The sequence below is a fragment of the Stenotrophomonas sp. YJH_SMC_73 genome (genome assembly GCF_059370155.1).
In genome coordinates, this window is sequence record NZ_JCAFTJ010000005.1 from 309,199 (window position 1) to 334,251 (window position 25,053).

A 25,053-nucleotide genomic window follows, 5' to 3' on the forward strand; every position below is an offset into this window, starting at 1 on the left:
TGACTCACGTACAGCGCGGATGGAGACCCGCCATCCCGGGGTAAGGCGACGTACGGCGTGTTGCGTGATACGTACTGCTCGAACCCGTTACTGCAGCCGTTCCAGCGCGCTGCGGACCCATGCCGCCGCGCCTTCAAGGCTCTGGAACTCTTCCACCGCGCGCACCTCGCAGCACGGATAGGCCGGCGCGACCATGCGCGCCAGCGCGTTGCCCGGGCCCAACTGCAGGAATACCCGCGCGCCGCGCTCGAAGGCCTGGCGCATCACCTGCGCCCATTCGATGGTCTGCGCCAGTTGCAACGAAAGCGTGTTGACTGCCGTTGCGCGATCCCGCACCGGTCGCGCATCGATGCCGGCCAGCAGCGGCAGGCGTGGGGCCTGCAGTGGCGATGCATCGAGTGCGGCAGCGAACGGTGCGACCGCCGCCGCCAGCAATGGTGTGTGTGCGGGCACGCGCACCGGCAGCAGACGGATGTCCGCGCCCTGCGCCCGCGCTGCATCGGCCAGCCGCTGCAACGAGGCGTGCGTGCCGCCCACGATGAAATGGTCCTGCCCGTTGGCGATGGCCACGTGCGCACCGTGCAGATCGCACAGCGGCTGCAGTACATGGCGTTCCAAGCCAAGCACCGCCTGCAGGCCTGCATCGGCGGGGCTGGCGCTGTCCATCAATCGCGCGCGCTGCGCCGCAAGGGCAAGGCAGGTGGCCGCATCGAAGCTGCCGGCAATGGCGTGCGCGGCGAGCTCGCCGATGCTGTAGCCAGCGATCAGCGTCGGCGCTGGCACGCAGTCGCGCAGTCCTTGCCACTGCGCCAGGCTGGCCGCGCACAGCAGCGGTTGCGCCTGCGCATTGTCGAAGCGGTCTTCGGCCCCAGCGGCGGAAAATACATCGCGTCCGAGCACCGTGCTGGCCAGATCAAGGATGTGGCGTGCGGCCGGAAGATCGCGCACGCGTTCGAACATCTCCGCGTGCTGGACGCCTTGGCCGGGGCAGAGCAGGGCAAGGCTCATGCGACCTCCTGCTGCAGCAGGAACCAGGCACAGGCCAGCAGGTCGGCACTGCCGCCGGGGCTCAGCCGGCGTGCGACGAATCCATCACCGATGCTGTGCAGGCGTGCCTGCCAGCCGGGTACGAAGGCGCCACCGGCATCGAGGAAGCCTCGCGCCTGTTGCTGGGCCCAGCGCAGGCCGTTGGCGCCGCCACGGTGCAGCAGGTTGAGGTCATCCACGCACGCGATCAGCTGCATCAGCGTCTGGCACATCGCGGCCTCGCGTGGCAGGCCGCTGGCCAGTGCGTGGCGCAGGACAGGCAATGCCACGTCGCGCAGCAGCGGGTAGCCGGCGGCCGCTTGTTCGCGCACGCCCTGCACGCCGTGCCGCGCGCGCGCGCGTTGGCCGGGGCTGTTCGCATCCAGAGGTGCGTCGGCGAGCTCGGCAGCCCAGCGGCGCACTTCCTGGCAGACCTGTTCGGCTGCGGCGGTACGGCCCGCGCGGTCCCGGCAGGCAGCGGAGGCGGCCACCAGCAGGCCAAGGCTGAAGACCGCGCCGCGATGAGTGTTGATGCCGGCGGTCGCGCGCAGCATCGCGATTTCGGCGGAGATGCCACACCGGCGCAAGGCATTGAAGTCCGCCTCGGCTGCACCGAGGCAGGCCACGGCGATGAAGTAGTGGCGCAGCGTGAACAGGCTGCGCAGGAACGTGCCGGCGTCCATGTCGTGGTGGCTGCCGCTGTCGAAGGGGGTGACCAACCCTGGCTTGGGTGCAAGGGCCAGTTCGGCGTGCAGGCTGGCGATGGCGAGGCGCCCCAGACGCGCGCTGTCCACGGCAGCTGGTCTGACCTCCGGTTGCACGAGGGCGTTCACGCGCTCACCCCGGTGGAGGCGAACAACGCATCACGTAGTTCCAGTGCGGCACCATCGAGGCGCTTGACCAGTACCTCGCGGCTGCGCCCGGCGTATTCGCGCCAGTTCACCGCGCCACCATCCACCAGGCACAGTTCGCCATCGACCCGATGCCCGAAGGCGCTTTCCCAGTGCTGCAGGCGCTCGACCAGCAGGTCGGCCTGGCGCGCGTCGCCCACCTGCCACAGCAGGTCGATGTCCGAGCGTGCGTGCACATAGGGCAGACCGCTGAGGTGCTGCCAGGCGAAGGCGCCGAACACGCGGGCCGGTGCAAGCCGCAGCATTGCCTGCAGTGCCGCCTGCCAATCAGCCGGAACGCCGCCGGCGAGAATCTGATCCAGGGCAGGGGGAGGCTGCAGGTGCTGGATGTCCTGCAGGGCCACGCGCAGCGCCAGCCGTTGCTTGCCTTCGCCTGGCGGCAGCGGCACCCCCAGGCGAAGCCGCGGGTCGGGATCATCCGCCGCACTGCGTGCCACCATGGCTGGCAGGCCCTGTGCGAACCATGCTGCCAGGCGCGGTTCGTGTCCAGTCACGTCAGCCCGCCAGTCGGCTTCGGCCGACAGCCAGGCCAGCGTGTGGCGGGCGGGCCGCTCAGGCATCGCCGTGGGCCACCGCAGTCGAAACCGCTGCCGCCAGGGCGCGACCGCCGCGCTGTGCGCCGCGTGCGGCACGTCGGTCGCCTTCGGCGCGTGTGCGCAGGGCCTGCAGCAGGTGCTGGGAAAGATCGCCTTCCCACAACGAGTCCACCGCACCCATCGCCACGTAGTTGGCGACGCCCGGCGCGAATACCGGCGAGCTCTGGCTGAGCTCCTGCAGCTTCTCCAGCGGTTGCTTGGTCACCCGCGCCATTGCGCGCAGGTCCATCACCCGCACCTGTGCATCGGGCAGGGCGTGGATGTGGTCGGCCATCAGGCCGAATGAGAGGAAGCCGCCACTGACGGATTCGCCGTAGACCAGGGTGATCAGGCGCGCACCACGGCGGCGTGCCAGATCGAGCGTCTGCGCGAGATGCGCAAAGTAACCACTGATGCCCAACAGTTCGTCGCGCCGCGCCAGGCGCTGTCCGGCGGTATCCACCAGCATCACGATCGGTCGCTGTGGATGAGCGCCGGTGCTGGCAAGCACGGTTTCGGCCAGTGCCAGTGCGTGGTCCACGCCGACTTCAAGTTTGTCGGCGGTACCGATCACGGTCACCTCGCCATCCTCGGTGGTGGCGCTGCCGGTCAGCACCGAATCGTTCACCGCAATGGCATGCCCATGCGGGAACAGGGCATCGAGCAGGTTCTGCAACGGCATGCTCATGGCAGGCTCCGGTCGGCGGTGGCGATGAGGAACTCATCGGTGTCGAGCAGCGGTAGTCGCTCGGGGGCTGCGATGCCTTGGCGGGCCCAGATCTCCAGGCCATCGCGGCAATCGCCCCAGGCCTGCACGCGCGCCTTCAATGCCGCATGGCGTTCCTGCAGCGCAGCCAGTGCAGTATCCGGATCGGTGCTACTGGTATCAGGCTGCAGCGCGTTGCTGGCCGCCTGCGCGAAGGCCTCGATGGCATCGGGCACCAGCACCTGTGCCTGGTCGATCAGGTAGCGGTGCTTGCCTCCCGTTACGCGCCAGACCAGCGCGCGATCGCGGGAATCGAACTCTTCCACGCCGCGCACGGTTTCGATCACTTCCGGGCCGGACAGCGACAGGCGCCCCTCTTCGGACATGATGACCGTGCTGCAGCAGCGGGCGACGATGCCCATGCCGCCGAAGGCGCCGTTGCCGCTGCCGATCAGCGCGATCACCGGCACACCCGCTGCACGCGCGTCCAGGGTGGCGCGCATGATCTCGGAAATGGCGATGAGCCCTGCATTGGCTTCGTGCAGGCGCACACCACCGGTGTCCAGCAGCAGAAGCACGCCTTCGGGATGTGTTTCGGCTGCGCGGCGCAGCAGCCCGGTCAGTTTGGCACCGTGCACTTCGCCCACGCCGCCGCCCATGAATTCACCCTGCTGCGCGGCCAGCAGCACGCGTCGGCCACGCAGCGTGGCTTCGCCGACAACGATGCCGTCGTCGAACGCCGCGGGCTGGTCGAGCTGTGCCAGGTGCGGGCTCATCATCCGCCGCGCCGGGCCGAGGAATTCCCTGAAGGAACCGGCATCGACCAGGCTGGCGATACGCTCGCGCGCATCGGCTTCGTAGTAGCTGCAGCGCTGCGTCCGGTTCATCGTGGATCTCCAGCACGCAGGGTTTCCACGGCCTGGTCCAGGCGCAGGCTGACTACCGCCGGGGTCGCACCGGCATCGTTGATCGAGATGCGTACATCGCGCAGCGGATGACGCTGTGCGAAGTCGCTGATCACCGCTTGCCACACGCTGCCGAAACCCTTCGCGGCGGTGATGATGCGCACCGTCATCGCGCCGTCCAGTGCGGCCGGCTCCAGCAGGATTTCCAGGTTGCCCGAGGCCAGCACGCCGACCAGCACCGCGTCGCGCGGAAACTGCACCGCAGTGTGCCCTTCGAATCGATAGTCGAGGGTTTCCATGCTCAGCCCCTTACCAGTTGCGGAAGCGCTTGGGCGGGTCGTACAGACCGCCGGACCAGCGCACCAGGTCCTTCACCGAACGCGCCGCCAGCAGGTCACGGCTGGCATCGCGCACGGAGATGCCAAGGTCGTCGGGACGGCGGATCACGCCGCGGTCGCGCAGGTTTTCCACCATCGCGCGGTCGCGGCCCAGGCCCACGGCGGTATAGCCGGCCACGCCACGGATCGCCTGTTCGCGCTCCTCAGGGGTGCGGCACAGCAGCAGGTTGGCAATGCCTTCCTCGGTCAGCACATGGCTGACGTCGTCGCCGTAGATCATCACCGGCGGCAGCGGCATGTTCGCGCGTTCGGCCAGTTCCCAGGCATCGAGCCGCTCGACGAAGGCCGGTGCCATGTGCTCGCGGAAGGTTTCCACCATCTGCACCACCAGCTTGCGCCCGCGCGGCATCTCGCCCGGGCGCGCGGCCTGCTGGCCGGCCTTGATCCAGGCCTCGCTGGCATGGCGGCGGCCGCGTGCGTCCGAGCCCATGTTCGGTGCGCCACCGAAGCCGGCAATGCGGTCGCGGGTGGCGGTGGAGCTGTTGCCCTGCAGGTCGATCTGCAGGGTGGAACCGATGAACATGTCGCAGGCATACAGGCCGGCGGTCTGCGAGAACGCGCGGTTGGAACGCATCGAGCCATCGGCGCCGGTGAAGAACACATCGCCTCGCGCGGCGATGTACTTCTCCATGCCCAGTTCCGAACCGAACGAATGCACCGATCTGACGAAGCCCGATTCGATTGCCGGAATCAGTGCCGGGTGGGGGTTCAACGCCCAGTGCTGGCAGATCTTTCCCTTCAGGTCGAGCGATTCGGCGTAGGTGGGGAGCAGCAGTTCGATGGCCGCCGTATCGAAGCCGATGCCATGGTTGAGGCGGTTCACGCCGTACTCGGCGTAGATGCCCTTGATCGCCATCATCGCCATCAACACCTGGATCTCGGAGATCTGCGCCGGGTCGCGGGTGAACAGCGGCTCGATGTGGTTCGGCTTCGGCGCCTGCACCACGAAGTTGACCCAGTCAGCGGGAATGTCGACGCGGGGGAGGGTGTCGACGATCTCGTTGACCTGGGCGATGACGATGCCGCCACCGAAGGCAGTGGCTTCGACGATCACCGGCGTGTCTTCGGTGTTCGGGCCGGTGTACAGGTTGCCGTGCCGGTCTGCGGCCTGCGCGGCGACCAGGGCCACGCGCGGGGTCAGGTCGATGAAGTAGCGGCCGAACAGTTCCAGGTAGGTGTGGATGGCACCGATCTGGATGCGCCCTTCAGCCACCAGGTTGGCCAGGCGCACCGACTGCGGGCCGGAGAACGAGAAGTCCAGCTTCGAAGCGATACCACGCTCGAATACATCCAGATGCGAGGGCAGCGACAGCACCGACTGCACCATGTGCAGGTCGTGCACGCGGGCCGGATCAAGATCGGCCAGGGCCTGGGCGAGGAAATCGGCCTGCTTCTGGTTGTTGCCCTCCAGGCAGACCTTGTCGCCGGGCTCCAGCAGCGCATGCAGCAGCTCGCCTACGTCGCCGGCGGCGACCTCGCGTCCCCGGGCCCACGGCGCGGCACGTTCCAGGCGGGCCTGGCGACTGCGTTCCAACGTATCCCAGCTCGGGTTCATTGACCGGCTTCCGACGGGTGTTGGAATAATTACGGCATAATTACGGCGTAGGGTGCAACCTGCAGTGCAGCAAAAGGAAAGGCCCGCACGGAGACGGGCCCATTCAGGTAGCCCACGACCGTGGTCGTGGCGGAGGGCGTGCCGACCAACGGTCGGCACCCACCTTGCACCCGTCGTTTGCTCAGAACTTCCAGCGCAGGCTGGCCGACACGAAGCGCGGCTCGCCGAAGTTGTTGTAGTCCAGGTTGGCCCAGTAGGTCTTGTCCAGCGCGTTGCGCACGCTCAGCGTCGCGGTCCAGTTGTCGCTGATGCGGTAGTTGGCGTTGAACTGCACCAGCGAATACGCCGGCTGGTTCACCGTCACCGTGCCGCCGAGCGGGTAGGCGATGTTGTAGCCCTGCACCCGGCTCTGCCACTGCAGGCCACCGCCGATGCTCAGTCGCTCCAGCGCGCCGCGCAGCTGCAGCTGGGTGTTGAGCTGCAGCAGGTCCTTGGGCGGATTGGCGTACAGCAGGTCGGTGGCGGCGCGGGTCACCTTGACGCGGGTGTAGCCGGCATTGACCGTCCAGCCCGGCAGGATCTCGCCGTTGACGTCCATCTCCCAACCGCGCGCCTTGGTGCCGTTGATGCCGATATAGGCCGAGCTGCCGTCGCTCAGCGTACCTTCCGGCACGCTCATGTCACGCACCGCGTAGTTGTCCTGCTTGGCCTCGAACACCGCCGCATTGGCGGTCAGGCGGCCATCGAACCACTGCGTCTTGATGCCCGCTTCCAGGTTCGAGCCCTGCACCGGTGCCAGCAGGTTCTCGTTGCGGTCCTTGTAGTTCTGCGGATTGAAGATCTCGGTGTAGCTGGCATAGGCCGACACGTTCGGGGTGATCTCGTAGACCAGGCCCACGTACGGAGTGACCTCATCGCTCACCTTGTATGCACCGCTGGTGCCGGTATAGGCGCCGGCAGCGTTGTACGAGCGGCTGAGCGTTTCCCAGCGGCTCAGGCGCGCACCGGCAATCAGCGACAGCGGCTCGGCCAGGCGCAGGCGGGTGGCCAGGTAGACGCCGCTCTGCGTGGTCTTGGCCACGCGGCGTGCGCCGGTGCGGGTGTAGGTCACCTCGGAGATGTCGCCGTTCCAGTTGAACACGTTGGGGATGTAGTAGCAGCGCTCACGCCCGCAGGTCGCCCAGTCGCCCGGGAAGTTCAGCGCCACGGTATTGGTGGTGCCTTCCAGGTCCGACCACTGCGCGCCGACGGTGAGGTCGTGGTCGCGGCCGAACAGCGGGAAGCTGCCGGTCAGGTAGGCATCGACATTGCGGCGGGTGTCCTTCGAATCACCGGCGGCCGCGCGCAGGTAGATGCCCGCGCCGGTCACCGGGTCCGGGTTGCCGGTGCCGTACAGGCGCACGTTCTGCACGTTGCCGCGGGTGTAGGCGGTGTTGATCTTCAGCAGCCAGTGGTCGCCGAAACGCTGTTCCAGGTTGGCGAAGGCGGTATTGCTTTCGCGTTTCCAGTAGCTCCACTTCGGCGACAGGTTGGTCGAGCGCGCCAGATGGGCGAAGTTGCCCTGGTTGTCGAAGAACGCCACGGTGCCCCAGGTCGAACCGGTCGGGTTGTTGTCCTGGGTCTGGTAGCCGACGGTAACCGTGGTGCTGTCGGTGACATCGCCTTCCAGCACCGCCATGCCGGCCATCTTGTTTTCCTTGTAGCGGTCGTAATACAGGCCACGATCGGTGTAGGCGGCGACCACGCGGCTGCGGAAGCGGCCGTCGGCGGTCAGCGGCGCGGTTACGTCGGCTTCCATGCGGCGGTAGTCCCAGCTACCGGCGCTGACCGCGAACGACGCGTCGAATTCCTTGCCGGGGCGCTTGCGCAGCAGGTTGACCGTGGCCGACGGCACGCCGGCGCCGCTGAGCAGGCCGTTGGCACCGCGGATCACTTCGATGCGGTCGTAGAAAGCGGTGTCGTACTCCTGGTTGGTCGAGCCGCTGTAGGTGGGAATGCCGTCGACCTGGAAGTCGGTGATGGCGAAGCCGCGCGCGTAGTACAGCGGGCGTTGCGTGTCATAGAAGGACACGCTGACGCCGGTCACGTTGCGCATCACGTCATTGATGCTGAACAGCGATTCGTCCTGCAGGCGCTGCAGGCTGATCGCGGTGGCCGACTGCGGGGTTTCCTGCAGGGTGATCGGCAGGCGCGTGGTACTGGCCGGCGGCGCCGACTGTTCGGCACGCACGCTCACCCGGTCCAGGGTCTTGGCGTCGGCAGCGCCATCAGTGGCGGCGAACGCGCTGGGCGCGGCCAGCAGGGTCAAAGACGAAAGCAGGGCGGCCGGCAGCAGCGCGCGGCGGGGCAGGCGGTTATCGAAGGTCAGGCACATGGTGGGCTCGAAGCGTGGAGGCGGGGAGGGGCGGCAACAGTCGTCCAGCACCCGGGGCGGCGGCTTCGGGCACGGTCAGGTCCGTCTGGGGCGAGGCGCGGTCACTGCGCAGGACGCAAATGTAAATAATTCTTAACAACATTACAATTCGCGTCATTGTGCGCAGGGTTCCCGGCACGGGGCATCGCTTTCTGTAGAGCCGAGCCATGCTCGGCTGCTTTTTGCCGGAGCCGAGCATGGGCTCGGCTCTACAGGCGGTAGCCTGCCCAAACGCAAACGGCCACCCGAAGGTGGCCGTCCGTCTGCATCGAAGGGAACCTGCGGGCTTACAGCGCCTGCAGTTCCTCGTTGGCGTTGCGCTTTTCCTTGGCCGGCGCCGGAACCGCCGCCGGAGCGGGCGATGCCGCGTTCGCGTCCACCGGCACCTCCAGGTAGGGCAGCTGCAGGGTCTGGCTGGTCAGCGTGCGGATCTCGTTGACCAGCGCGGCGCTGTCGTTGAGCTTGCGCCCGTACGACGGCACGATCTCGCGCAGGCGGGTTTCCCAGCTGGCCTTCATCTGCTCCGGGAAGGCCTTGGCCATCAGGTCAAGCATGATCGGCGGCGAGGTCGACGCGCCCGGCGACGCGCCGAGCAGGGCGGCGAGGGTGTGGTCCTTGTCGGTCACGATCTCGGTACCGAACTGCAGCACCGGGCCCTTCAGCGGATCGCGCTTGATGATCTGCACGCGCTGGCCGGCGGTGACCAGCTTCCAGTCACCCGGCTTGGCATTGGGGAAGTACTTGACCAGTTCGGCCTGGCGGTCGGCATCGTTCAGGCGCGCCTGTCCCATCAGGTACTGCACCAGGTCCAGGTTGTCCTTGCCCACTTCCAGCATCGGGCCAACGTTGTTGTGGGTGACCGAGGAATACAGTTCCCACCACGAGCCGTGCTTGAGGAACTTGGTGCTGTACAGCGCGAACGGCCCGAACAGGACCACCGGCTTGCCGTCCAGCTTGCGCGCATCCAGGTGCGGCACCGACATCGGCGGCGAGCCGGTCTCGGCCATGCCGTAAGCCTTCACCCCATGGCGCGAGGTCACGTCCTGGCCCTGGAAGGCGAGGAACTGGCCGCCGACCGGGAAGCCGGCGTAGTCCTTCGATTCCGGAATGCCCGACATCTGCAGCAGCTTCAGTGCGGCGCCACCGGCACCGATGAACACGAAGCGGGCGTGGGTGGTGGATTCGGTGCCGGCCTTGAGGTCCTTCACTGTCACGTTCCAGCTCTTGTCGGCGTTCTGCCGCAGCGCGCTCACTTCATGGTTCAGGTGCAGGCTGAAGTTCGGGCTGCGCTGCAGGCCGGCGGTCAGCTGGCGGGTGATCACGCCGAAGTTGACGTCGGTGCCCAGCGGCATCCAGGTTGCGGCAACCTTCTGCTTCGGGTCACGGCCTTCCATCAGCAGCGGGGCCCACTGCTTGATCTGGGCCGGATCCTCGGAGTACTGCATGCCGTAGAACAGCGGGTTCTTGACCAGGGCCTGCTGGCGCTTGTGCAGGTAGGCGATGTTGTCATCGCCCCAGACGAAGCTCATGTGCGGGGTCGGGTTGATGAAGTCGCTGGGCTGGCTCAGCCGGCCCTCCTTCACCTGGTGCGACCAGAACTGGCGCGAGACCTCGAACGATTCGGCGATGCCGACCGCGCGCTTGGTCTCGATGCTGCCGTCGGGCAGTTCCGGGGTGTAGTTCAGTTCGGCGAACGCCGAGTGGCCGGTGCCGGCGTTGTTCCAGCCATCGGAGCTTTCACCGGCGACGCCGTCGAGGCGTTCGTAGACCTGGATGTTCCAGTCCGGCTGCAGTTCCTGCAGGTAGGTGGCCAGGGTGATGCTCATGATGCCGGCGCCGACCAGCACAACATCGACGGGCTTGTCGTTGCTGGCGGCGGGCACCGAGCGCTGGGTCAGCGGCCAGTACAGGAACAGCGCGGCGGCCAGCAACAGCAGCACGAGCAGGGCGAGAAGAGCCTTGCCAAATTTCTTCATGGGGGCGGGATCGTTGGCGGAGGGGAAGGGGTCAGGATGCGCGTGGGGCAGGGAAAGGGCGTGAAGAAACAACGCCTTGCATCATCCACCGGTGATTCTAACCGGATCCGGTCCTTTTTTGATGCAACGCAGCATCCGACGTTTCGCGGTGCTGCCACATGGGCGGCAGGCGATGCCCGGCGACGGTGGGATCAGACCAGCTCAAGGATCTCGTCGCCAGCCTCATCGACCCCGCCGGTCGGGCGCCAGCCCAGGCGGCGGTAGAAGCCGTGCGAGCGCGAACGCGGGTCGGCCGAGCAGGCCAGGAACAGCCGCCGGTGGCCGGCATCGCGGGTCAGGCTGACCACTTCCTGCAGCAGCTGGCGGCCGATGCCGCGGCCCTCGTAGTCCGGCAGCAGGGCCAGCACCAGCACCTCGCCGCTGTCGCGGTCGGCGAAGCAGTAGCCGGCCATGCGCTCGCCCTCCCAGGCGACGCGGCCGATCGAATCGCCCTGGGCGATGCCGGCCGCCCAGCTGTCCACAGTGATGCCCAGCTGGGCCAGCTGCTCGGCGCTGAAGGCGTTCTCGCGGGTGCGCCCACGCAGGTCGATGCAGGCAGCGGCATCCTCGGGGCGGGCGTCGCGCAGGTACACGGGCATGCCGGACATCCTTGTAATGGTCGGCCCGCCAGTATCCGCATCGCGCATGGACCCGGTGTGTAGGCTTGATGGAGATCCGATGGAGCCCCGAAAAAGGGGACGGAGGGGATTAAGCCGTATTTGCCTTGGATGTCGTATTGGCCTTAAGCGACTTAATCCCCTCCGTCCCCTTTTTGCGCTGTGCGTCAGCGCTTGCGCCGGATCAATGCCGAGGATGCATCCAGCACGGCGCGGGTCAGCAGGGCCATGGTCTGCACGTCGCCCTTCCAGTGCTGCCAGTACAGCGGCACGTCTTCCCACGCGCGCTGGCGTACGTAGACCAGGCGGCCGGCGTCCAGGTGCCGCTTGACCAGCGGCAATGGGTTCATCGTCCAGCCCATGCCGCCCAGGTTGGCCTGCACGAAGGCGCGGGTGGAGGGAATCCACCAGGTCGGTGCGGTGCTGGGCAGGTCATCGCCGGCCATGCGCCGGGCGAAGCGCGACTGCATTTCGTCCTTGCGGTTGAACACCAGAACCGGTGCCTGCGCCAGTGCCTGCGCGGTCACGCCCTTGGCGAAGTAGCGTTCGCGGAACTCGGGGGTGCAGGTCGCCGCGTAACGGATGCTGCCCAGCGCGTGAATCTGGCAGCCCTGCACCGGCTCGTCCAGCGTGGTCACCGCACCCAGCACCGTGCCCTGGCGCAGCAGTTCGACGGTGTGGTCCTGGTCCTCCACGCGCAGGTCCAGGGTGGTCCCGGTACCCTGCGCGAACTGCGCCGCGGCCTGCGGAAACCAGGTTTCCAGGCTGTCGTGGTTCACTGCCACCGGGATGCTGGCCTGGGGCAGGTCCTCGTCGGCCAGGCCCATGCGGTGCAGCGCATCGTGTTCCAGCAGGGCGGTCTGCTCGGCCAGCTGCACCAGCAACTGGCCCTCGGCGGTCGCGGTGGCCGGGGTGCCACGCTTGACCAGCAGGCGGCCGATCCGGTCCTCCAGTGCCTTGACCCGCTGCGAGATGGCCGAGGGCGTGACATTCAGCGATTGCGCGGCGCGGTCGAAGCTGCCTTCGCGGATCACCGCGGCCAGGGCGCGCAGCTGGGCGTGATCGATGCGCATCGAATTAAGCTCCGCTAATGTTGGTTTAGGAAGTTTAGCTCGTCTTTTTCATGTTGCGGCGCGACAATGGCGCCCGTTCCGGTGCTGTCCGCCTTCGCGAGGCACCGTCCCCCAAGCAATACAAGGCAGTGAATCCCATGTTCTCGGTCATCTCCGCCAGCACCGGCCTCGGTGCCTGGTTCTCTGGTGCAGCCACCGGCATCGGCCTGTTCGCCGTGGTCGGGGCCCAGAGCGCCTTCATTCTGCGCCAGGGCATCCTGCGCAAGCACATCGTGCCGGTGGTCGCCACCTGCGCGGCCATCGATGCCATCTTCATCTTCGCCAGCGTGGCCGGCCTGCGCACGCTCACTTCAGCGCTGCCGTGGCTGACCACCGCCGTGCTGTGGACCGGTGTCGCGTTCCTGGCCTGGTATGCGATGAAGTCGGCACGCCGTGCGATCGCCGGCGGCGGTGGCATGGGCGAGGCCGACAGCGACGACGGCAGCCGCCGCGCGGTGCTGATGGCCGCGGTCGGCTTCTCGCTGATCAACCCGCACTTCTGGCTGGACATGATGGTGATCGGCTCCATCGCCGAGAACTTCGGCAATGCCCGCATGGCCTTCGCTGCGGGCGTGGTCACGGCCAGCTGCCTGTGGCTGACCGCGCAGGGCCTCGGCGCACGCCTGCTGGCGCCGCTGTTCACCAAGCCCAGCACCTGGCGCGTGCTCGACGGCACCATCGCCGTGATCCTCAGCATCCTGGCCCTCATGTTGGCGGTGCGCGGGGTCCACTGACCCGGCGCACGCCCCCCGAACCCACGTCCTGACTCTCTCTCCAAGGTAGTGGCAACGACGGCACCGGCAACGGTGCCGTCGTCTTTTCCGGCTCTGGCGGGAAACCCATTGCCCTGCCTAGAATCGGAGACCAGGACAAGGTGTCCACAGGAGCAGGGGAAGGATGCACAGGACGATTCTGGCGGCCGCACTGGCCGTCATCGGGGGCGTTGCCGCAGGCAGCGCGGGGGCGGTGGAGCTGACGCAGTACCTGCGCCGGGAGACCTTCACCGACATCAAGATCTCGCCGGGGGGCGAGTACGTAGCGGCAACGGTGCCGAGGGAGGACAGCACCGCGATCGCGATCCTGCGCCTGAAGGACAAGGAGGTGGTCGGCAGTTTCTGGCCGCCCAGCCGCAACCACGCGCAGGAATTCGATTGGGTCAGCAACGAGCGCCTGTTGATCGGCCTGGCCCAGAAGTGGGGCTCGCTCGACCAACCCAATCCCACCGGCGAACTCTATGCCATCGACGCCAACGGCAACCGCGGCGAACTGCTGGTCGGCTATCGCGTCGAAAGCAAGGGCCCGGGGACCCGCATCCAGCCGAAGAAGGTCGAAGCAGTGGCCGCCTTCCTGGCCGACGACCTGCCGGGCGACGAGCGCAACGTGCTGGTGACCGTATGGCCGCTGGCCGAGGATCCGTACACCCGCGTAGATCGCATGGATGTGACTACGGGTCGTCGCTCGCGGGTGGCGTCCTCGCCGGTACGGCGCGGCGAGTTCACCACCGACGGCGCCGGCGAAGTGCGCTTCGTGCATGGCTCGGGCAGCGACAACATCAACAAGCTGTACTTCCGCGAACGCAGTGGCGACAGCTGGAAGCTGATCAACGACGAGGCCGTCAGCAAGCGCATCGAAACCGCCCTCGGCTTCTCGGCCGATGACAGCCTGGCCTACCTCAACGTCGAGCAGACCCAGGGCCCGGACGCGATCGTCAGCTGGAACCCGCAGACCGGCGAGCGTGCCACGCTGCTGCGCGACGAGGTGGTCAATCCGTATCGGATCATCCATCGGCCCGGCACCCACGTGCCGGTGGGCGCGCTCTATCTGGGCGATACGCCGCGTACCCGGTTCTTCGACGAGAAGTCGCCGGAGGCGCGCCTGTACCGCAGCCTGGAAGCCGCCTTCGGAGGGCCGGTCTACATCACCTCCAGCACCCGCGATGGCCGTGTCGTGCTGGTGGAAACCTGGTCGGGCTCGAACCCGGGCGATTTCTACGTCTACGACACGGTGGCGCGCAAGGCTGACCACCTGATCAGCCGCAGCGACTGGATTGACGTGGACCGCAGTGCCAGCGTGAAGCCGATTGCACTGAAGGCGCGGGACGGGCTGCCGTTGCATGGCTTCCTGACCCTGCCGGCCGGCAGCAACGGCCGCAACCTGCCGATGGTGGTGATGCCGCATGGCGGTCCGTTCGACATCTTCGATTCCGGCCAGTACGACCGCGAAACCCAGATGCTGGCCGCCGCCGGGTATGCCGTGCTGCAGGTCAACTTCCGTGGTTCGGGCAATTACGGCCGGGCCCACACCCAGGCCGGTGCGCAGCAGTGGGGCGCGGCGATGCAGGACGATGTCACCGATGCCACCCGCTGGGCAATCAGCGAAGGCATCGCCGATGCTCGTCGCATCTGCATCTATGGCGCCAGCTACGGGGCCTACGCGGCGATGATGGGGGCCGCCCGCGAACCCGGGCTGTATCAGTGCGCGGCCGGCTATGTGGGGGTCTACGACCTGCCGATGATGTACACCCGTGGCGATATCCAGGACCGCGGCTCAGGCGTGACCTACCTGCGCGAATGGCTGGGTGATCCGGCCAAGCTGGGCGCGGTGTCGCCGGTGAACCTGGCCGAACGGATCAAGGTGCCGGTGTTCCTCGCGGCCGGTGGCGAAGACAAGCGTGCGCCGATCCAGCATACCGAGCGCATGGAAGCGGCGCTCAAGCGCGCCGGCACACCGGTGGAAAGCCTGTACTACAAGACCGAAGGCCACGGCTTCTACACCGAGGCGCATCGCAGCGAGTACTACGACAAGCTGCTGGCGTTCCTGGCGCGCAGCCTGGGGGGCAAGACCGCGACGACCGCGCCCGTGGCCGGCAAGGACAAGGCGCCCTGAGCTGACAGGGCGGCGGATGAATTTTCCGCCGCCCTGGTCTTCGGCACGCGGGACTTACTTCACCCCGTGCATCATCTTCTTCAGCAGCGGCGCGGCGATGAAGGCCACCAACGCGCAACCCAGGCCGATCCACATCAGCAGCCAGAACAGGTGCGCGTAGGCACCGGCGGCAGCCACCATGTCCAGCGATTCGCCTTCCGGCACCTCGATCGCGGCCAGCTTGCCGAACAGCGCGGCCAGCGTTTCCGAGAATGCGGTGGCCAGGAACCAGGTGCCCATCATCAGGCTCATCACCCGCGGCACGGCCAGCTGGGTCACCGCCGACAGGCCGACCGGCGAGAGGCACATCTCGCCGCTGGCCAGCAGGAAGTAGGCCAGCACCAGCCACCACACGCTGGCCATCTCGCCGGTGGCGCCCACCTGCTGTGCGGCCAGCGCCAGCGGCACGAACGACAGCGCGCCGATCACCAGGCCCCAGGCCGACTTCACCGGCTTGCCCGGTTCCCAGCCGCGGCGGTCCATCCACGTCCACAGCGCGGCGAAGGCCGGAGCGAGCAGCACCAGGAACAGGCCGCCGAGGTAGGTCAGCGAGCCGGCGGTCTGCGGAATCACCAGGCAGTCGCGCACCAGCAGCACCAGCATCAGTACGACGATGGCGGCGAAGAACGTGCGCGGCGCGGCCGAGCCCGGGCGCCGTTCCGACAGGCGCGCGCTGACCACGAAGCCGAGCGGTGCCAGCAGCAGCGAGAGGATCGACCACGGCAGCGGCGTGCCGCCGGTGATCACCAGCGAGGGCACGATGTCCTTGGTCAGCAGGCGGTCGGTGAAGGTCACCCACGAGCCGTAGGACTGCTCGTACATCGTGAAGAACACCAGCGCCATGAAGATCAGCACCATCAGCGCGATCATCTGCTGGCGCTGCACCGGCGTGCATTTCGTGCCGGTGAACCAGGCGAACCAGACCAGCACGCCGCCCAACACCACCAGCATCAGCATCAGCGCCAGGCTGATTTCACCGCCCAGCGCGAATGCGCCGTTGCCGGCGGCCCACATCAGCCATGCCACCGGCAGCACGCCGAGCACCGCGCACAGATAGATGAGCCATTCGCGTGGCAGGCCCAGCACCTTCTGCTTCAGCGCCGCCGGTTGCGGCGGTTCGGCATGGCCCTGCAGGTACTTCTGGCCCCACAGGAACATCGCCAGGCCGGCCAGCATGCCGATGCCGGCCGCACCGAAACCGTACTTCCAGCCGTAGGCCTCACCGAGGAAGCCACACACCAGGGACGAGAACAGCGCGCCGAGGTTGATGCCGGCGTAGAACAGCGAAAAGCCCGAGTCGCGACGCGGGTCGTCCTTGGCGTACAGCTTGCCGACAATGGTGGAGATGTTCGGCTTCAGGAATCCGACGCCCATGATGATCAGCGCCAGCGACAGGTAGGTCACCGCCAGCGCCGAGGTGTCGCGCACCACTTCGCCGTTCACCCGGTACGCGGCGTGGCCCTCGAAGGCCATGCCGAGGTGGCCGAGTACCAGCAGGATGCCGCCGAACAGCACTGCCCGGCGCATGCCCAGCCAGCGGTCGGCCAGCATGCCGCCGAACACCGGGATGCAGTACACCAGGCCACCGTAGGCACCGAGCAGGTCCAGGCCGGCCTTGTCGCCGAACAGGTGGTATTTGGTCAGGTACAGCAGCAACAGCGCCTTCATGCCGTAGAAGGAGAAGCGCTCCCACATTTCAGTGAAGAAGCAGACGTAGACGCCCTTGGGGTGGCCCAGGAAGTCGTCGGAAGCAGAGGCGGCAACGGTCATCGACGGCGGGGACAGCGGAAAGGGCGCGATTATAGGCCTCTGGGCCTGGGCAGGCAGCCGCCGGTGGATCCACGCCATGCAGGGATGGCGCTCCCCCGGCGGGCACCGCTCACAGGTATCGCAACCAAGGCAGATCGCGCCTTCGCGCTTTGAACCGCGCGAAGGCCCGCGTCGGCGGGTACAGCACCACCGCCAGCGCACAGGCCACCAGCAGCAGGCCGCTGACCGAATCCAGGGCATACAGTTCGCCATGGGTCGGCCCCCAGGCCGCCAACGCGGCCAGGTACAGCCCTTTCAGCACGTACAGGTGCAGCAGGTAGAAGAACATCGGCGCGGCGCCGATATCGGACAGCGGGCGCAGCGCACGCGCGAGGGGCGGCCATTCGTACAAGCGCAGCAGCAACAGCCCCACGCCCAGGGTCTGCAACAGGAACTGCAATGACGGCGGGTACTTGGTGACGTTGAAGATGCTCAACCACGTGCGCAGCGTAGTGGTCTGGTACGACCAGGGAGCATCCCCATACTGGTTGGCGAACCGCAGCAGCGCGAACAGGGCCAGCGCGCCGACGCCTGCCCACAGCAGCCAGCGCTGGCGCTGCTCCGGCGCGCGCGCGCGGCCGAACCAGGGCCCCATCAGATAACCCAGCGCAATCACCCCGATCCACGGCAGTACCGGGTAGGAGGTGCGCAGGCGCAGCGCGCCGGCCTCGATCCAGTCGCGCTGGTGCAGCACTTTCCACAGCACCGCCAGCAGGCCGTTTCCTTCCACCCGCACACCATCCAGCAGGTTGTGCCCGGCCACCACCGCGACCGCGACCGCCAGCAGCACGGGGCGGGGCAGCCACAGCAGCCCGGCCAGCGCGATCATGCTCAGCCCGATGGCCCAGATCACCTGCAGGTACAGCGTTTCCGGCGGCAGCTGGAAGGTCCAGGCGAAATTCACCAGGGTCAGTTCCAGCACCACCAGGAACAGCCCGCGCTTGAGCAGGAACGCAGCTGTGGCCCCGCGCGGATCCGCCTGGCGCTGGCCGTACAGCCAGGCCGACAGCCCGGTCAGCAGCACGAACACGGGGGCGCACAGGTGGGCCAGCAGACGGCAGGCGAACAGCGCAGGGGAGACCGTCGCCGCGTCCATCGGGTCGCTCACCTGGTGCTGCAGGAAGAAGGTCTCGCGCACGTGGTCCAGCAGCATCAACAGCATCACGGTGCCGCGCAGCTGGTCGATGGAGGCCAGGCGGGGGGAGGGGGAAAGGGGCATGCGATGCAGTAACAACAAGGTATCATTAAGATATAACATATCATTTACGGCGTGCCCAGCCGGACTTTGCCGGGTCGGTCGATTGCCGGTCCACGTACCGGCCCATTGCGCCGCAGCACACGCCCCCATCCTTTGGCACGCTGGACTTGATCTGCCCTGAACGCTAGCGTGGCAGGGATTTTTTGCCAGCAGGGGCTTCCATGAACCACGACGCTGCGCCCAAGCAGCTCACCTTCCGCGCAGTGGCCCTGGCCATCGTGCTGGCGGTGGTGCTGTCGGCCGCAAACGCCTACCTCGGTCTGTTCGCAGGCCTGACCATCGCCACCGCCATTCCCGCCGCGGTGATTTCCATGGGCGTGCTGCGCCTGCTGGGCGGTGGCTCCATCCTCGAGAACAACATCGTGCAGACCGGCGCCTCGGCCGGTTCATCGATCGCCGCCGGTGTGATCTTCACCATCCCGGCGCTGGTGATCATGGGCTACTGGCCGGACTTCAAGTACTGGTGGGTGCTGGGCATCGCCGGCCTCGGTGGCCTGTTGGGCGTGCTGTTCTCGGTGCCGCTGCGCCGTTCGATGATTGTCGAAGACCCGCTGCCGTTCCCGGAAGGCAAGGCTGCGGCCGAAGTGCTCAAGGCCGGTGAGAACCCGGGCCCGGGCCTGAAGATCCTCGGCCTGTCGGCGGTGATCGGTGCCTTCGTCAAGCTGGCCGCGGAAAGCGGCATGCGCCTGATTCCCGATGCCTGGGCCACCTCGGCCTACGTCGGCAGTTCCAAGGTCACCGCCTTCATCGGCACCAACCTGTCGCCGGCACTGCTGGGCGTGGGCTACATCGTCGGCCTCAACGTCGGCATCGTGGTGGTGTCCGGCTCGATCCTGACTTGGCACATTGCCATCCCGATCTACCAGGCGTTCTTCATGAACACCGACCCGGCGCTGGCCGCGTCGGTTGCCGCTGCCTCGTCCACCGAGGCCGCGTTCGCCATCTGGGGCGCGAAGATGCGCTACCTGGGCGTCGGTGCGATGCTGATCGGTGGCATCTGGACCCTGATCTCGCTCCGCAAGTCGCTGCTCAACGGCGTCAAGAGCGGCTTTGCCGCCGCCCGCAAGAGCGGTGGCCCGGTGCTGGCGCACACCGAGCGCGACCTGCCGATGAAGTGGATGCTGGTCGCCCTGGTGGTGTTCGTGCTGCCGCTGCTGGCCCTGTACCAGGCCATCGTCGGCCAGTGGCACGTGTCCATCCCGATGACCCTCATCATGATCGTCGCCGGCTTCCTGTTCGTTTCGGTCTCGGCCTACCTGGCTGGCCTGATCGGCTCGTCCAACAACCCGGTTTCGGGCATCACCATCTCCACCATCCTGTTCGCTTCGGCCGTGCTGGTGGTGCTGCTGGGCAAGGATGGCCTGCAGCCGGTCGGCGCCTTCGGCGCGCCGCTGGGCGCGGTGGCCGCGATCATGATCGGCGCGGTGGTGTGCTGTGCTGCAGCGGTCGGCGGTGACAACCTGCAGGACCTCAAGGCCGGTTACATCGTCGGTGCCACCCCGTGGAAGCAGCAGCTGATGCTGGGCATCGGTGCGTTCTCGTGCGCGCTGATCATGGCCCCGGTGCTGAACCTGCTGGCCACCGCCTACGGCATCGGCGTGAAGTCGGAGCTGCACCCGAACGCGCTGGCCGCGCCGCAGGCCAACCTGATGGCCTCGGTGGCCAAGGGCCTGTTCGGTGGTGAACTGCCGTGGACCTTCATCGGCATCGGTGCCGTGGTCGGTGCCGCCATCATCGCGTTCGACAGCTGGCTGAAGTCGCGCAACGCCCGCTTCCGCGTGCCGGTGCTGGCCGCCGCCATCGGCATCTACCTGCCGCTGGAACTGATGGTGCCGATCTTCCTCGGCGGCCTGATCGCCTACCTCGTCGAGCGCTTCCACAAGGTGCGTGCCGATGACGAAGAAGGTCGCGACCGCGTGCACAAGCCGGGCGTGCTGTTCGCCGCCGGCCTGATCACCGGTGAGGCACTGATGGGCATCGCCATCGCGATTCCGATCGTGGTGAGCAGTCGCGCCGACGTGCTGGCCGTGCCGTTCCACCTGCCGGGCGCACAGTGGATCGGCCTGGCCGTGCTGTTCCTGGTCGGCTGGCTGATCTACCGCACCGGCAAGCGCGCCATGGCGTAAGGGTTGGGGTCGGATCCCTTCCCGCAGGGAAGGGCTCTGACCCCGGGTTGACAGCGTCTGGGGTCAGAGCCGATTCCGTCGGAATCGGATCCGACCCCGGTGTCCCCACAAACCGCGCCACGGCGCGGTTTGCTTTTTCTGGCGGCGGGGCCGCGCCCCACCGGCAGCCATGACCGATGGCCTTGGCAGCCCCGGCCGCACGGGCCTACCATCGGTTTTTTGCCGTCCTGCGGAGACCCCGATGAAACTGCGTCATGCCCTGCTGCCACTGAGCCTGCTGGCCGCCCTGCCCAGCGTCGCCGCTGCCCGTGGCCTGGAAGTCCGCGACATGGTGGCCATGGACCGCGTCTCCGCGCCGGTACTGACCGCTGACGGCGGCACCGTGGTGTTCGCCAAGCGCAGCGTGGATGCCAACCTGAAGGCCTCCACCGCGCTGTACGCGCGCAACCTGCGTACCCGCGACGCAGCGCCGCCGAAGCAGATCACCCCGGCCGGCTGGAACGTCAATTCCGCTTCGCTGTCGGCCGATGGCCAGACCGTGTATTTCCTCAGCGCCAGGAACGGCAGCCAGCAGTTGTACGCGCAGCCGGTCAGCGGCGGCGCCCCGCGCCAGCTGACCGACTTCCCGGTCGACGTGGACAGCTACCACGTGTCGCCGCAGGACGACCGCGTGCTGTTCAGCGCCGGCGTGTTCCAGGCCTGTGCCTCGGACCTGACCTGCACCGAGAAGAAGCTCAAGGACGTCGCCGGCGCCAAGGCCAGTGGAAAGGTCTTCGATTCGCTGTTCGTGCGCCACTGGGATACCTGGAACGACGGCCGCCGCAACACCCTGTTCGTCGCGCCGCTGCCGGCAGCCAAGGCCGGTCCGGTCAAGGGCGCTTCCGCGCTGAGCGCCACCATCGACGGTGATGCCCCGTCCAAGCCGTTCGGCGGCAATGATGATTTCGCGTGGTCGCCGGATGGCGCCAGCGTGGTCGCCAGCATCCGCGTGGCCGGCAAGCAGGAGCCGTGGTCGACCAACTTCGACCTGTACCGCTTCGACGCGGCGGGCAAGCAGGCGCCGGTCAACCTGACCGCCTCCAACCCGGCCTGGGATGCCGGCCCGGTGTTCAGTGCCGACGGCAAGACCCTGTTCTACCGCGCGATGAAGCGCCCGGGCTTCGAGGCTGACCGCTTCGGCCTGATGGCGATGGACCTGGCCAGTGGCAAGACCCGCGAGATCGCCCCGCAGTGGGATCGTTCGGCTGGCGGCATCACCCTGTCCGCCGACGGCGCCAGCATCTACACCACTGCCGATGACCTCGGCGAACACCCGCTGTTCCAGATCGACGTGGCCAGCGGCAAGGCCACCAAGCTGATCGGCGACGGCAGCGTGACCTCGGTCGATGTGGCCGGCAACAGCGTGGCGATCACCCGCAACAGCCTGAAGAGCAACGACCAGGTGCTGGTTGGCTTGCTGCCGGCCGCGGGCGAAGCCATCGGCGAGCTGCGCGCGCTGACCCCGGCCGCTGGTGAGGTGCTCAAGGATGTCAGCTTCGGCGACTACGAACAGTTCGAGTTCAAGGGCTGGAACAACGACACCGTGCATGGCTACGTGGTCAAGCCGCACAACTACCAGGAAGGCAAGTCGTACCCGGTCGCGTTCCTGATCCACGGCGGCCCGCAGGGCAGCTTCGGCAATGGCTGGAGCTACCGCTGGAATCCGCAGACCTACGCGGGCCAGGGCTATGCGGTGGTGATGATCGACTTCCACGGCTCCACCGGCTACGGCCAGGCGTTCACCGATGCGATCAGCCAGCACTGGGGCGACCGCCCGCTGGAAGACCTGCAGAAGGGCTGGGATGCGGCGCTGAAGAAGTATTCCTTCCTCAATGGTGACAAGGCCTGTGCGCTGGGCGCCAGCTACGGCGGCTTCATGGTCAACTGGATTGCCGGCAACTGGAACAGCCCGTTCAAGTGCCTGGTCAACCATGACGGCGTGTTCGACCAGCGCATGATGGGCTACGCCACCGAAGAACTGTGGTTCACCGAGTGGGAGCAGGGCGGTACGCCGTACCAGAAGGCGGCGAACTACGAGAAGTTCAACCCGGTCAACCACGTGGCGGACTGGAAGAAGCCGATCCTGGTCATCCACGGCCAGCAGGACTTCCGCATCCCGGTCGAGCAGGGCCTGGCCGCGTTCACCGCTGCCCAGCGCCAGGGCATCGAATCGAAGTTCCTGTACTTCCCGGATGAAAACCACTGGGTGCTGAAGCCGAACAACAGCATCCTGTGGCATGACACCGTCAATGCCTGGCTGAAGCAGCACATCGGCAACTGATGGTTGCGGCGCCGCCCTCCGGGGCGGCGCTTCTGTCTCACCATCTGCTTTACCGGTGGGTGCCGACCGCTGGTCGGCACACCTTCCTGATCTGCCGCCACCAGCAGCCGGCCAGCGGCCGGCTCTACCAGAGCGCCTGCATGCCTTCGACTGCCCTGATCCAGAACGACATCGTCGTCTTCGGTTTGATCGCCGCCACCCTTGGCGCCGTGTTCTGGACCGCCTCGCGCGAGCAGGGGCTGTGGAAGCGCTTCTATACGTTCGTGCCAGCGCTGCTGCTGTGCTACCTGATTCCCGGCATCTACAACACCGTCGGCCTGATCGACGGCCAGAACACCAAGCTCTACAACCCGATCGCGCGCGACATCCTGTTGCCGGCGGCGCTGATCCTGCTGACCCTGGCAGTGGATATCAAGGGCATCCTGCGGCTCGGCCCGAAGCTGGTACTGATGTACCTGGGCGCCTCGGCCAGCATCATGCTCGGTGCGGTGGTGGCGTTCCTGGTGATGCGCGCGATCCATCCCGACACCGTGGCCGGCGATACCTGGGCCGGCATGGCGGCACTGGCCGGCAGCTGGATCGGTGGTGGTGCCAACATGCTGGCGATGCGCGAAGTGTTCGACGTCAACGCGACCACCTTTGGCCAGTTCGCGGTGGTCGATGTCGGCGTCGGTTACGTGTGGATGGCCGCGCTGATCTTCCTGGCAGGACGTGCAGCGAAGATCGATGCACGCAGTGGCGCTGATACCTCGGCCATCGATGAACTGAAGGAGCGCATCGCGCGCTTCCAGGCCGAGCACGAACGCATTCCCAGCCTGACCGACCTGATGCTGATCGTGGCGGTGGCCTTCGGCGGCGTCGGCCTGTCGCATGCGATCGGTGCGCCGCTGGCGGCCTGGTTCAAGGCCAACGTCAGCTGGGCGTCGCAGTTCAGCCTGGACGCGCCGTTCGTGTGGGTGGTGGTGCTGTCGACCACGCTGGGCCTGAGCCTGAGTTTCACCCGCGCACGCAACCTGGAAGGGGCGGGTGCATCGCGGCTGGGTTCGTTGCTGCTGTACTTCCTGATCGCCTGCATCGGCATGCAGATGGATCTGCTGGCGCTGCTGGATCGCCCGTGGCTGTTCCTGCTTGGCCTGATCTGGATTGCCGTGCACATCGTGCTGCTGTGGTGCCTGGGCAAGCTGCTGAAGGTGCCGTTCTTCTATTTCGCCGTCGGTTCGCAGTCGAACATCGGTGGCCCGGCCTCGGCGCCGGTGGTGGCGGCCGCGTTCCATCCGGCCCTGGCGCCGGTGGGCGTGCTGCTGGGCACGATGGGCTATGCCACCGGCACCTACCTGGCCTACATCGTCGGCATCACCCTGCGCGCACTGGCCGGGCAGGGCTGATACGGCGACGGGGTGATGGGGTCAGATCCCTTTTGCGACGCAAAAAGGGATCTGACCCCGGTTCCCGGTGAATCACGCCACCGGCAACCCGCGTTCGATCAACCATGCCTTCGCGTCTTCGGCGTCCTGCTCGAACCGCGCCGAGTGGAAAGAGGGGCGCCGCAAGGTCCGGCGCGTCGCCACGCGCCCGTGGCCAACCGCGCCCGCGCCTTACGCCACTGGCAACCCGCGTTCGATCAACCATGCCTTCGCGTCTTCGGCGTCCTGCTCGAACCACGCTTTCGTAGATCCCAGCCGATACGTATACCCCCAGGCATCCATGTCGGCCATCAGCCGCTGGCTGCCGACGCCGGGCAGCTGCCCGGCCAGCACGATCTGCAGGTAGCAGGTCGCGTCTTCCTCGGCCACCGAGTCGGTGGCATCGGTATGCACCTGCGCCCGCCGCTCCGGCGGCAGTACGATCAGGTGGCAGGCCTCATGCAGCATCGAGTGCACGGGCGTGTCATCGCGCACGTAGACGTTGCTGGCGATGATGCCCGCCTCGGGCTCGCCCCAGTAGCTGCCGGGAATCGGCTCGCCGGCGGCCACGTGGTGCAGCCGCAGGCCATGCGCGGCGAGCAGGCACTGCGCATCGGCGAAGGCGATGTCGCCCACGCAGGTGATGTCCACGGCGGTTGTCGTATCGGTCATGCGGGTCAGGCAGCCCCGCCCATGCAGGCACGGGCGGGGCAGGGGATCAGGGTTTGTCCGGGCCTTCCGGCAGCGCCACGGAGATGTCCAGCACATCGTGCTGGCCATCCTTCACCAGGTCGACCTTCACCGCATCGACGTCGATGTTCACGTACTTCTTGATCACTTCCAGCAGCTCGCGCTGCAGCAGCGGCAGGTAGTCCGGGCCACCACGGTGGCTGCGTTCCTGCGCGATGATGATCTGCAGGCGGTTCTTGGCGGTTTCGGCGGTGGTCTTCTTCGCTTTGAGGAAATCAAACAGGCCCAT

At 67.2% G+C, this 25,053-nt stretch carries 20 protein-coding genes; 5 read left to right on the forward strand and 15 right to left on the reverse strand.

Annotated features, from left to right (window positions below):
* Positions 1–87: 87 nt before the first annotated feature.
* From mdcH to AC5P8R_RS10870, 11 genes are all read right to left on the reverse strand, one after another.
* Positions 88–1,008, reverse strand: a complete 921-nt coding sequence (gene mdcH, locus AC5P8R_RS10820; protein ID WP_014646334.1) for a malonate decarboxylase subunit epsilon — start codon at positions 1,006–1,008, stop codon at positions 88–90.
* A complete protein-coding gene (gene mdcB / locus AC5P8R_RS10825; protein WP_014646335.1) occupies positions 1,005–1,820 on the reverse strand; it encodes a triphosphoribosyl-dephospho-CoA synthase MdcB in 816 nt (271 codons plus the stop codon). The genes mdcH and mdcB overlap by 4 nt, the downstream gene beginning before the upstream one ends.
* Before the next feature lie 35 nt (positions 1,821–1,855).
* The gene (gene mdcG / locus AC5P8R_RS10830; protein WP_495223387.1) at positions 1,856–2,497 is read right to left on the reverse strand and encodes a malonate decarboxylase holo-[acyl-carrier-protein] synthase; all 642 of its coding nucleotides are present in this window, start codon (positions 2,495–2,497) and stop codon (positions 1,856–1,858) included.
* Positions 2,490–3,194 carry a biotin-independent malonate decarboxylase subunit gamma gene (gene mdcE, locus AC5P8R_RS10835; RefSeq protein WP_495223401.1) on the reverse strand — a complete coding sequence of 235 codons (705 nt, stop codon included), beginning with the start codon at positions 3,192–3,194 and terminating at the stop codon, positions 2,490–2,492. Before mdcE ends, mdcG begins: the two co-directional genes overlap by 8 nt.
* Positions 3,195–3,196: 2 nt before the next feature.
* Positions 3,197–4,105 carry a biotin-independent malonate decarboxylase subunit beta gene (locus AC5P8R_RS10840; protein ID WP_495223389.1) on the reverse strand — a complete coding sequence of 303 codons (909 nt, stop codon included), beginning with the start codon at positions 4,103–4,105 and terminating at the stop codon, positions 3,197–3,199.
* Positions 4,102–4,422 (reverse strand): malonate decarboxylase acyl carrier protein, encoded by a 321-nt coding sequence (gene mdcC / locus AC5P8R_RS10845; RefSeq protein WP_014646339.1) that lies wholly within the window; start codon positions 4,420–4,422, stop codon positions 4,102–4,104. Before mdcC ends, AC5P8R_RS10840 begins: the two co-directional genes overlap by 4 nt.
* A gap of 10 nt (positions 4,423–4,432) precedes the next feature.
* Complete coding sequence (mdcA, locus tag AC5P8R_RS10850; RefSeq protein ID WP_014646340.1) at positions 4,433–6,076, reverse strand: malonate decarboxylase subunit alpha; 1,644 nt, start codon at positions 6,074–6,076, stop codon at positions 4,433–4,435.
* A gap of 181 nt (positions 6,077–6,257) precedes the next feature.
* Positions 6,258–8,450 carry a TonB-dependent siderophore receptor gene (locus AC5P8R_RS10855; RefSeq protein WP_075076127.1) on the reverse strand — a complete coding sequence of 731 codons (2,193 nt, stop codon included), beginning with the start codon at positions 8,448–8,450 and terminating at the stop codon, positions 6,258–6,260.
* Positions 8,451–8,776: 326 nt separating this feature from the next.
* Positions 8,777–10,465 carry a malate dehydrogenase (quinone) gene (gene mqo, locus AC5P8R_RS10860; RefSeq protein WP_495223391.1) on the reverse strand — a complete coding sequence of 563 codons (1,689 nt, stop codon included), beginning with the start codon at positions 10,463–10,465 and terminating at the stop codon, positions 8,777–8,779.
* A gap of 191 nt (positions 10,466–10,656) precedes the next feature.
* Positions 10,657–11,103 (reverse strand): GNAT family N-acetyltransferase, encoded by a 447-nt coding sequence (locus AC5P8R_RS10865; RefSeq protein WP_014646343.1) that lies wholly within the window; start codon positions 11,101–11,103, stop codon positions 10,657–10,659.
* A gap of 185 nt (positions 11,104–11,288) precedes the next feature.
* Positions 11,289–12,194 (reverse strand): LysR family transcriptional regulator ArgP, encoded by a 906-nt coding sequence (locus AC5P8R_RS10870; protein WP_014646344.1) that lies wholly within the window; start codon positions 12,192–12,194, stop codon positions 11,289–11,291.
* Positions 12,195–12,331: 137 nt separating this feature from the next.
* Here AC5P8R_RS10870 and AC5P8R_RS10875 point away from each other — a divergent pair, with 137 nt between their 5' ends.
* Together AC5P8R_RS10875 and AC5P8R_RS10880 are read left to right on the forward strand one after the other, a co-directional pair.
* Positions 12,332–12,967 (forward strand): LysE/ArgO family amino acid transporter, encoded by a 636-nt coding sequence (locus tag AC5P8R_RS10875; RefSeq protein WP_005415673.1) that lies wholly within the window; start codon positions 12,332–12,334, stop codon positions 12,965–12,967.
* Between the two features lie 163 nt (positions 12,968–13,130).
* Positions 13,131–15,119, forward strand: a complete 1,989-nt coding sequence (locus tag AC5P8R_RS10880; RefSeq protein WP_046429487.1) for an alpha/beta hydrolase family protein — start codon at positions 13,131–13,133, stop codon at positions 15,117–15,119.
* A gap of 54 nt (positions 15,120–15,173) precedes the next feature.
* Here AC5P8R_RS10880 and AC5P8R_RS10885 read toward each other — a convergent pair whose 3' ends face one another.
* Positions 15,174–16,928 carry a peptide MFS transporter gene (locus AC5P8R_RS10885; RefSeq protein ID WP_049441185.1) on the reverse strand — a complete coding sequence of 585 codons (1,755 nt, stop codon included), beginning with the start codon at positions 16,926–16,928 and terminating at the stop codon, positions 15,174–15,176.
* A gap of 109 nt (positions 16,929–17,037) precedes the next feature.
* Positions 17,038–18,186 (reverse strand): acetyltransferase domain-containing protein, encoded by a 1,149-nt coding sequence (locus tag AC5P8R_RS10890; RefSeq protein ID WP_014646347.1) that lies wholly within the window; start codon positions 18,184–18,186, stop codon positions 17,038–17,040.
* A 200-nt stretch (positions 18,187–18,386) separates the two neighbouring features.
* Between AC5P8R_RS10890 and AC5P8R_RS10895 the strand changes: the two genes are divergently transcribed.
* The 3 genes from AC5P8R_RS10895 (at position 18,387) to AC5P8R_RS10905 (ending at position 24,056) form a co-directional block, all read left to right on the forward strand.
* The gene (locus AC5P8R_RS10895; RefSeq protein WP_014646348.1) at positions 18,387–20,351 is read left to right on the forward strand and encodes an OPT family oligopeptide transporter; all 1,965 of its coding nucleotides are present in this window, start codon (positions 18,387–18,389) and stop codon (positions 20,349–20,351) included.
* A gap of 241 nt (positions 20,352–20,592) precedes the next feature.
* Positions 20,593–22,671: an alpha/beta hydrolase family protein gene (locus AC5P8R_RS10900; protein WP_134966955.1), complete on the forward strand. Its 2,079-nt coding sequence runs from the start codon at positions 20,593–20,595 to the stop codon at positions 22,669–22,671.
* Positions 22,672–22,811: 140 nt separating this feature from the next.
* Positions 22,812–24,056 (forward strand): DUF819 family protein, encoded by a 1,245-nt coding sequence (locus AC5P8R_RS10905; protein WP_046429580.1) that lies wholly within the window; start codon positions 22,812–22,814, stop codon positions 24,054–24,056.
* Between the two features lie 210 nt (positions 24,057–24,266).
* On the opposite strand, the gene AC5P8R_RS10910 is transcribed toward AC5P8R_RS10905, so the two are convergent.
* Positions 24,267–24,746 (reverse strand): hypothetical protein, encoded by a 480-nt coding sequence (locus AC5P8R_RS10910; RefSeq protein ID WP_014646351.1) that lies wholly within the window; start codon positions 24,744–24,746, stop codon positions 24,267–24,269.
* A gap of 46 nt (positions 24,747–24,792) precedes the next feature.
* Entirely contained in the window at positions 24,793–25,053 is a 261-nt protein-coding gene (gene minE / locus AC5P8R_RS10915) for a cell division topological specificity factor MinE (protein WP_005408532.1), read from the reverse strand.

Coding starts and splice junctions, on each gene's coding strand:
- AC5P8R_RS10870 (WP_014646344.1), bottom strand. CDS start 12,194: ATGCGCATCGATCACGCCCAGCTGCGCGCCCTGGCCGCGGTGATCCGC.
- mdcG (WP_495223387.1), bottom strand. CDS start 2,497: ATGCCTGAGCGGCCCGCCCGCCACACGCTGGCCTGGCTGTCGGCCGAA.
- minE (WP_005408532.1), bottom strand. CDS start 25,053: ATGGGCCTGTTTGATTTCCTCAAAGCGAAGAAGACCACCGCCGAAACC.
- mdcA (WP_014646340.1), bottom strand. CDS start 6,076: ATGAACCCGAGCTGGGATACGTTGGAACGCAGTCGCCAGGCCCGCCTG.
- AC5P8R_RS10875 (WP_005415673.1), top strand. CDS start 12,332: ATGTTCTCGGTCATCTCCGCCAGCACCGGCCTCGGTGCCTGGTTCTCT.
- AC5P8R_RS10890 (WP_014646347.1), bottom strand. CDS start 18,186: ATGCCCCTTTCCCCCTCCCCCCGCCTGGCCTCCATCGACCAGCTGCGC.
- mqo (WP_495223391.1), bottom strand. CDS start 10,465: ATGAAGAAATTTGGCAAGGCTCTTCTCGCCCTGCTCGTGCTGCTGTTG.
- AC5P8R_RS10905 (WP_046429580.1), top strand. CDS start 22,812: ATGCCTTCGACTGCCCTGATCCAGAACGACATCGTCGTCTTCGGTTTG.
- mdcH (WP_014646334.1), bottom strand. CDS start 1,008: ATGAGCCTTGCCCTGCTCTGCCCCGGCCAAGGCGTCCAGCACGCGGAG.
- AC5P8R_RS10840 (WP_495223389.1), bottom strand. CDS start 4,105: ATGAACCGGACGCAGCGCTGCAGCTACTACGAAGCCGATGCGCGCGAG.
- AC5P8R_RS10910 (WP_014646351.1), bottom strand. CDS start 24,746: ATGACCGATACGACAACCGCCGTGGACATCACCTGCGTGGGCGACATC.
- AC5P8R_RS10895 (WP_014646348.1), top strand. CDS start 18,387: ATGAACCACGACGCTGCGCCCAAGCAGCTCACCTTCCGCGCAGTGGCC.
- mdcE (WP_495223401.1), bottom strand. CDS start 3,194: ATGCCGTTGCAGAACCTGCTCGATGCCCTGTTCCCGCATGGGCATGCC.
- mdcC (WP_014646339.1), bottom strand. CDS start 4,422: ATGGAAACCCTCGACTATCGATTCGAAGGGCACACTGCGGTGCAGTTT.
- AC5P8R_RS10880 (WP_046429487.1), top strand. CDS start 13,131: ATGCACAGGACGATTCTGGCGGCCGCACTGGCCGTCATCGGGGGCGTT.
- AC5P8R_RS10900 (WP_134966955.1), top strand. CDS start 20,593: ATGAAACTGCGTCATGCCCTGCTGCCACTGAGCCTGCTGGCCGCCCTG.
- AC5P8R_RS10865 (WP_014646343.1), bottom strand. CDS start 11,103: ATGCCCGTGTACCTGCGCGACGCCCGCCCCGAGGATGCCGCTGCCTGC.
- AC5P8R_RS10855 (WP_075076127.1), bottom strand. CDS start 8,450: ATGTGCCTGACCTTCGATAACCGCCTGCCCCGCCGCGCGCTGCTGCCG.
- AC5P8R_RS10885 (WP_049441185.1), bottom strand. CDS start 16,928: ATGACCGTTGCCGCCTCTGCTTCCGACGACTTCCTGGGCCACCCCAAG.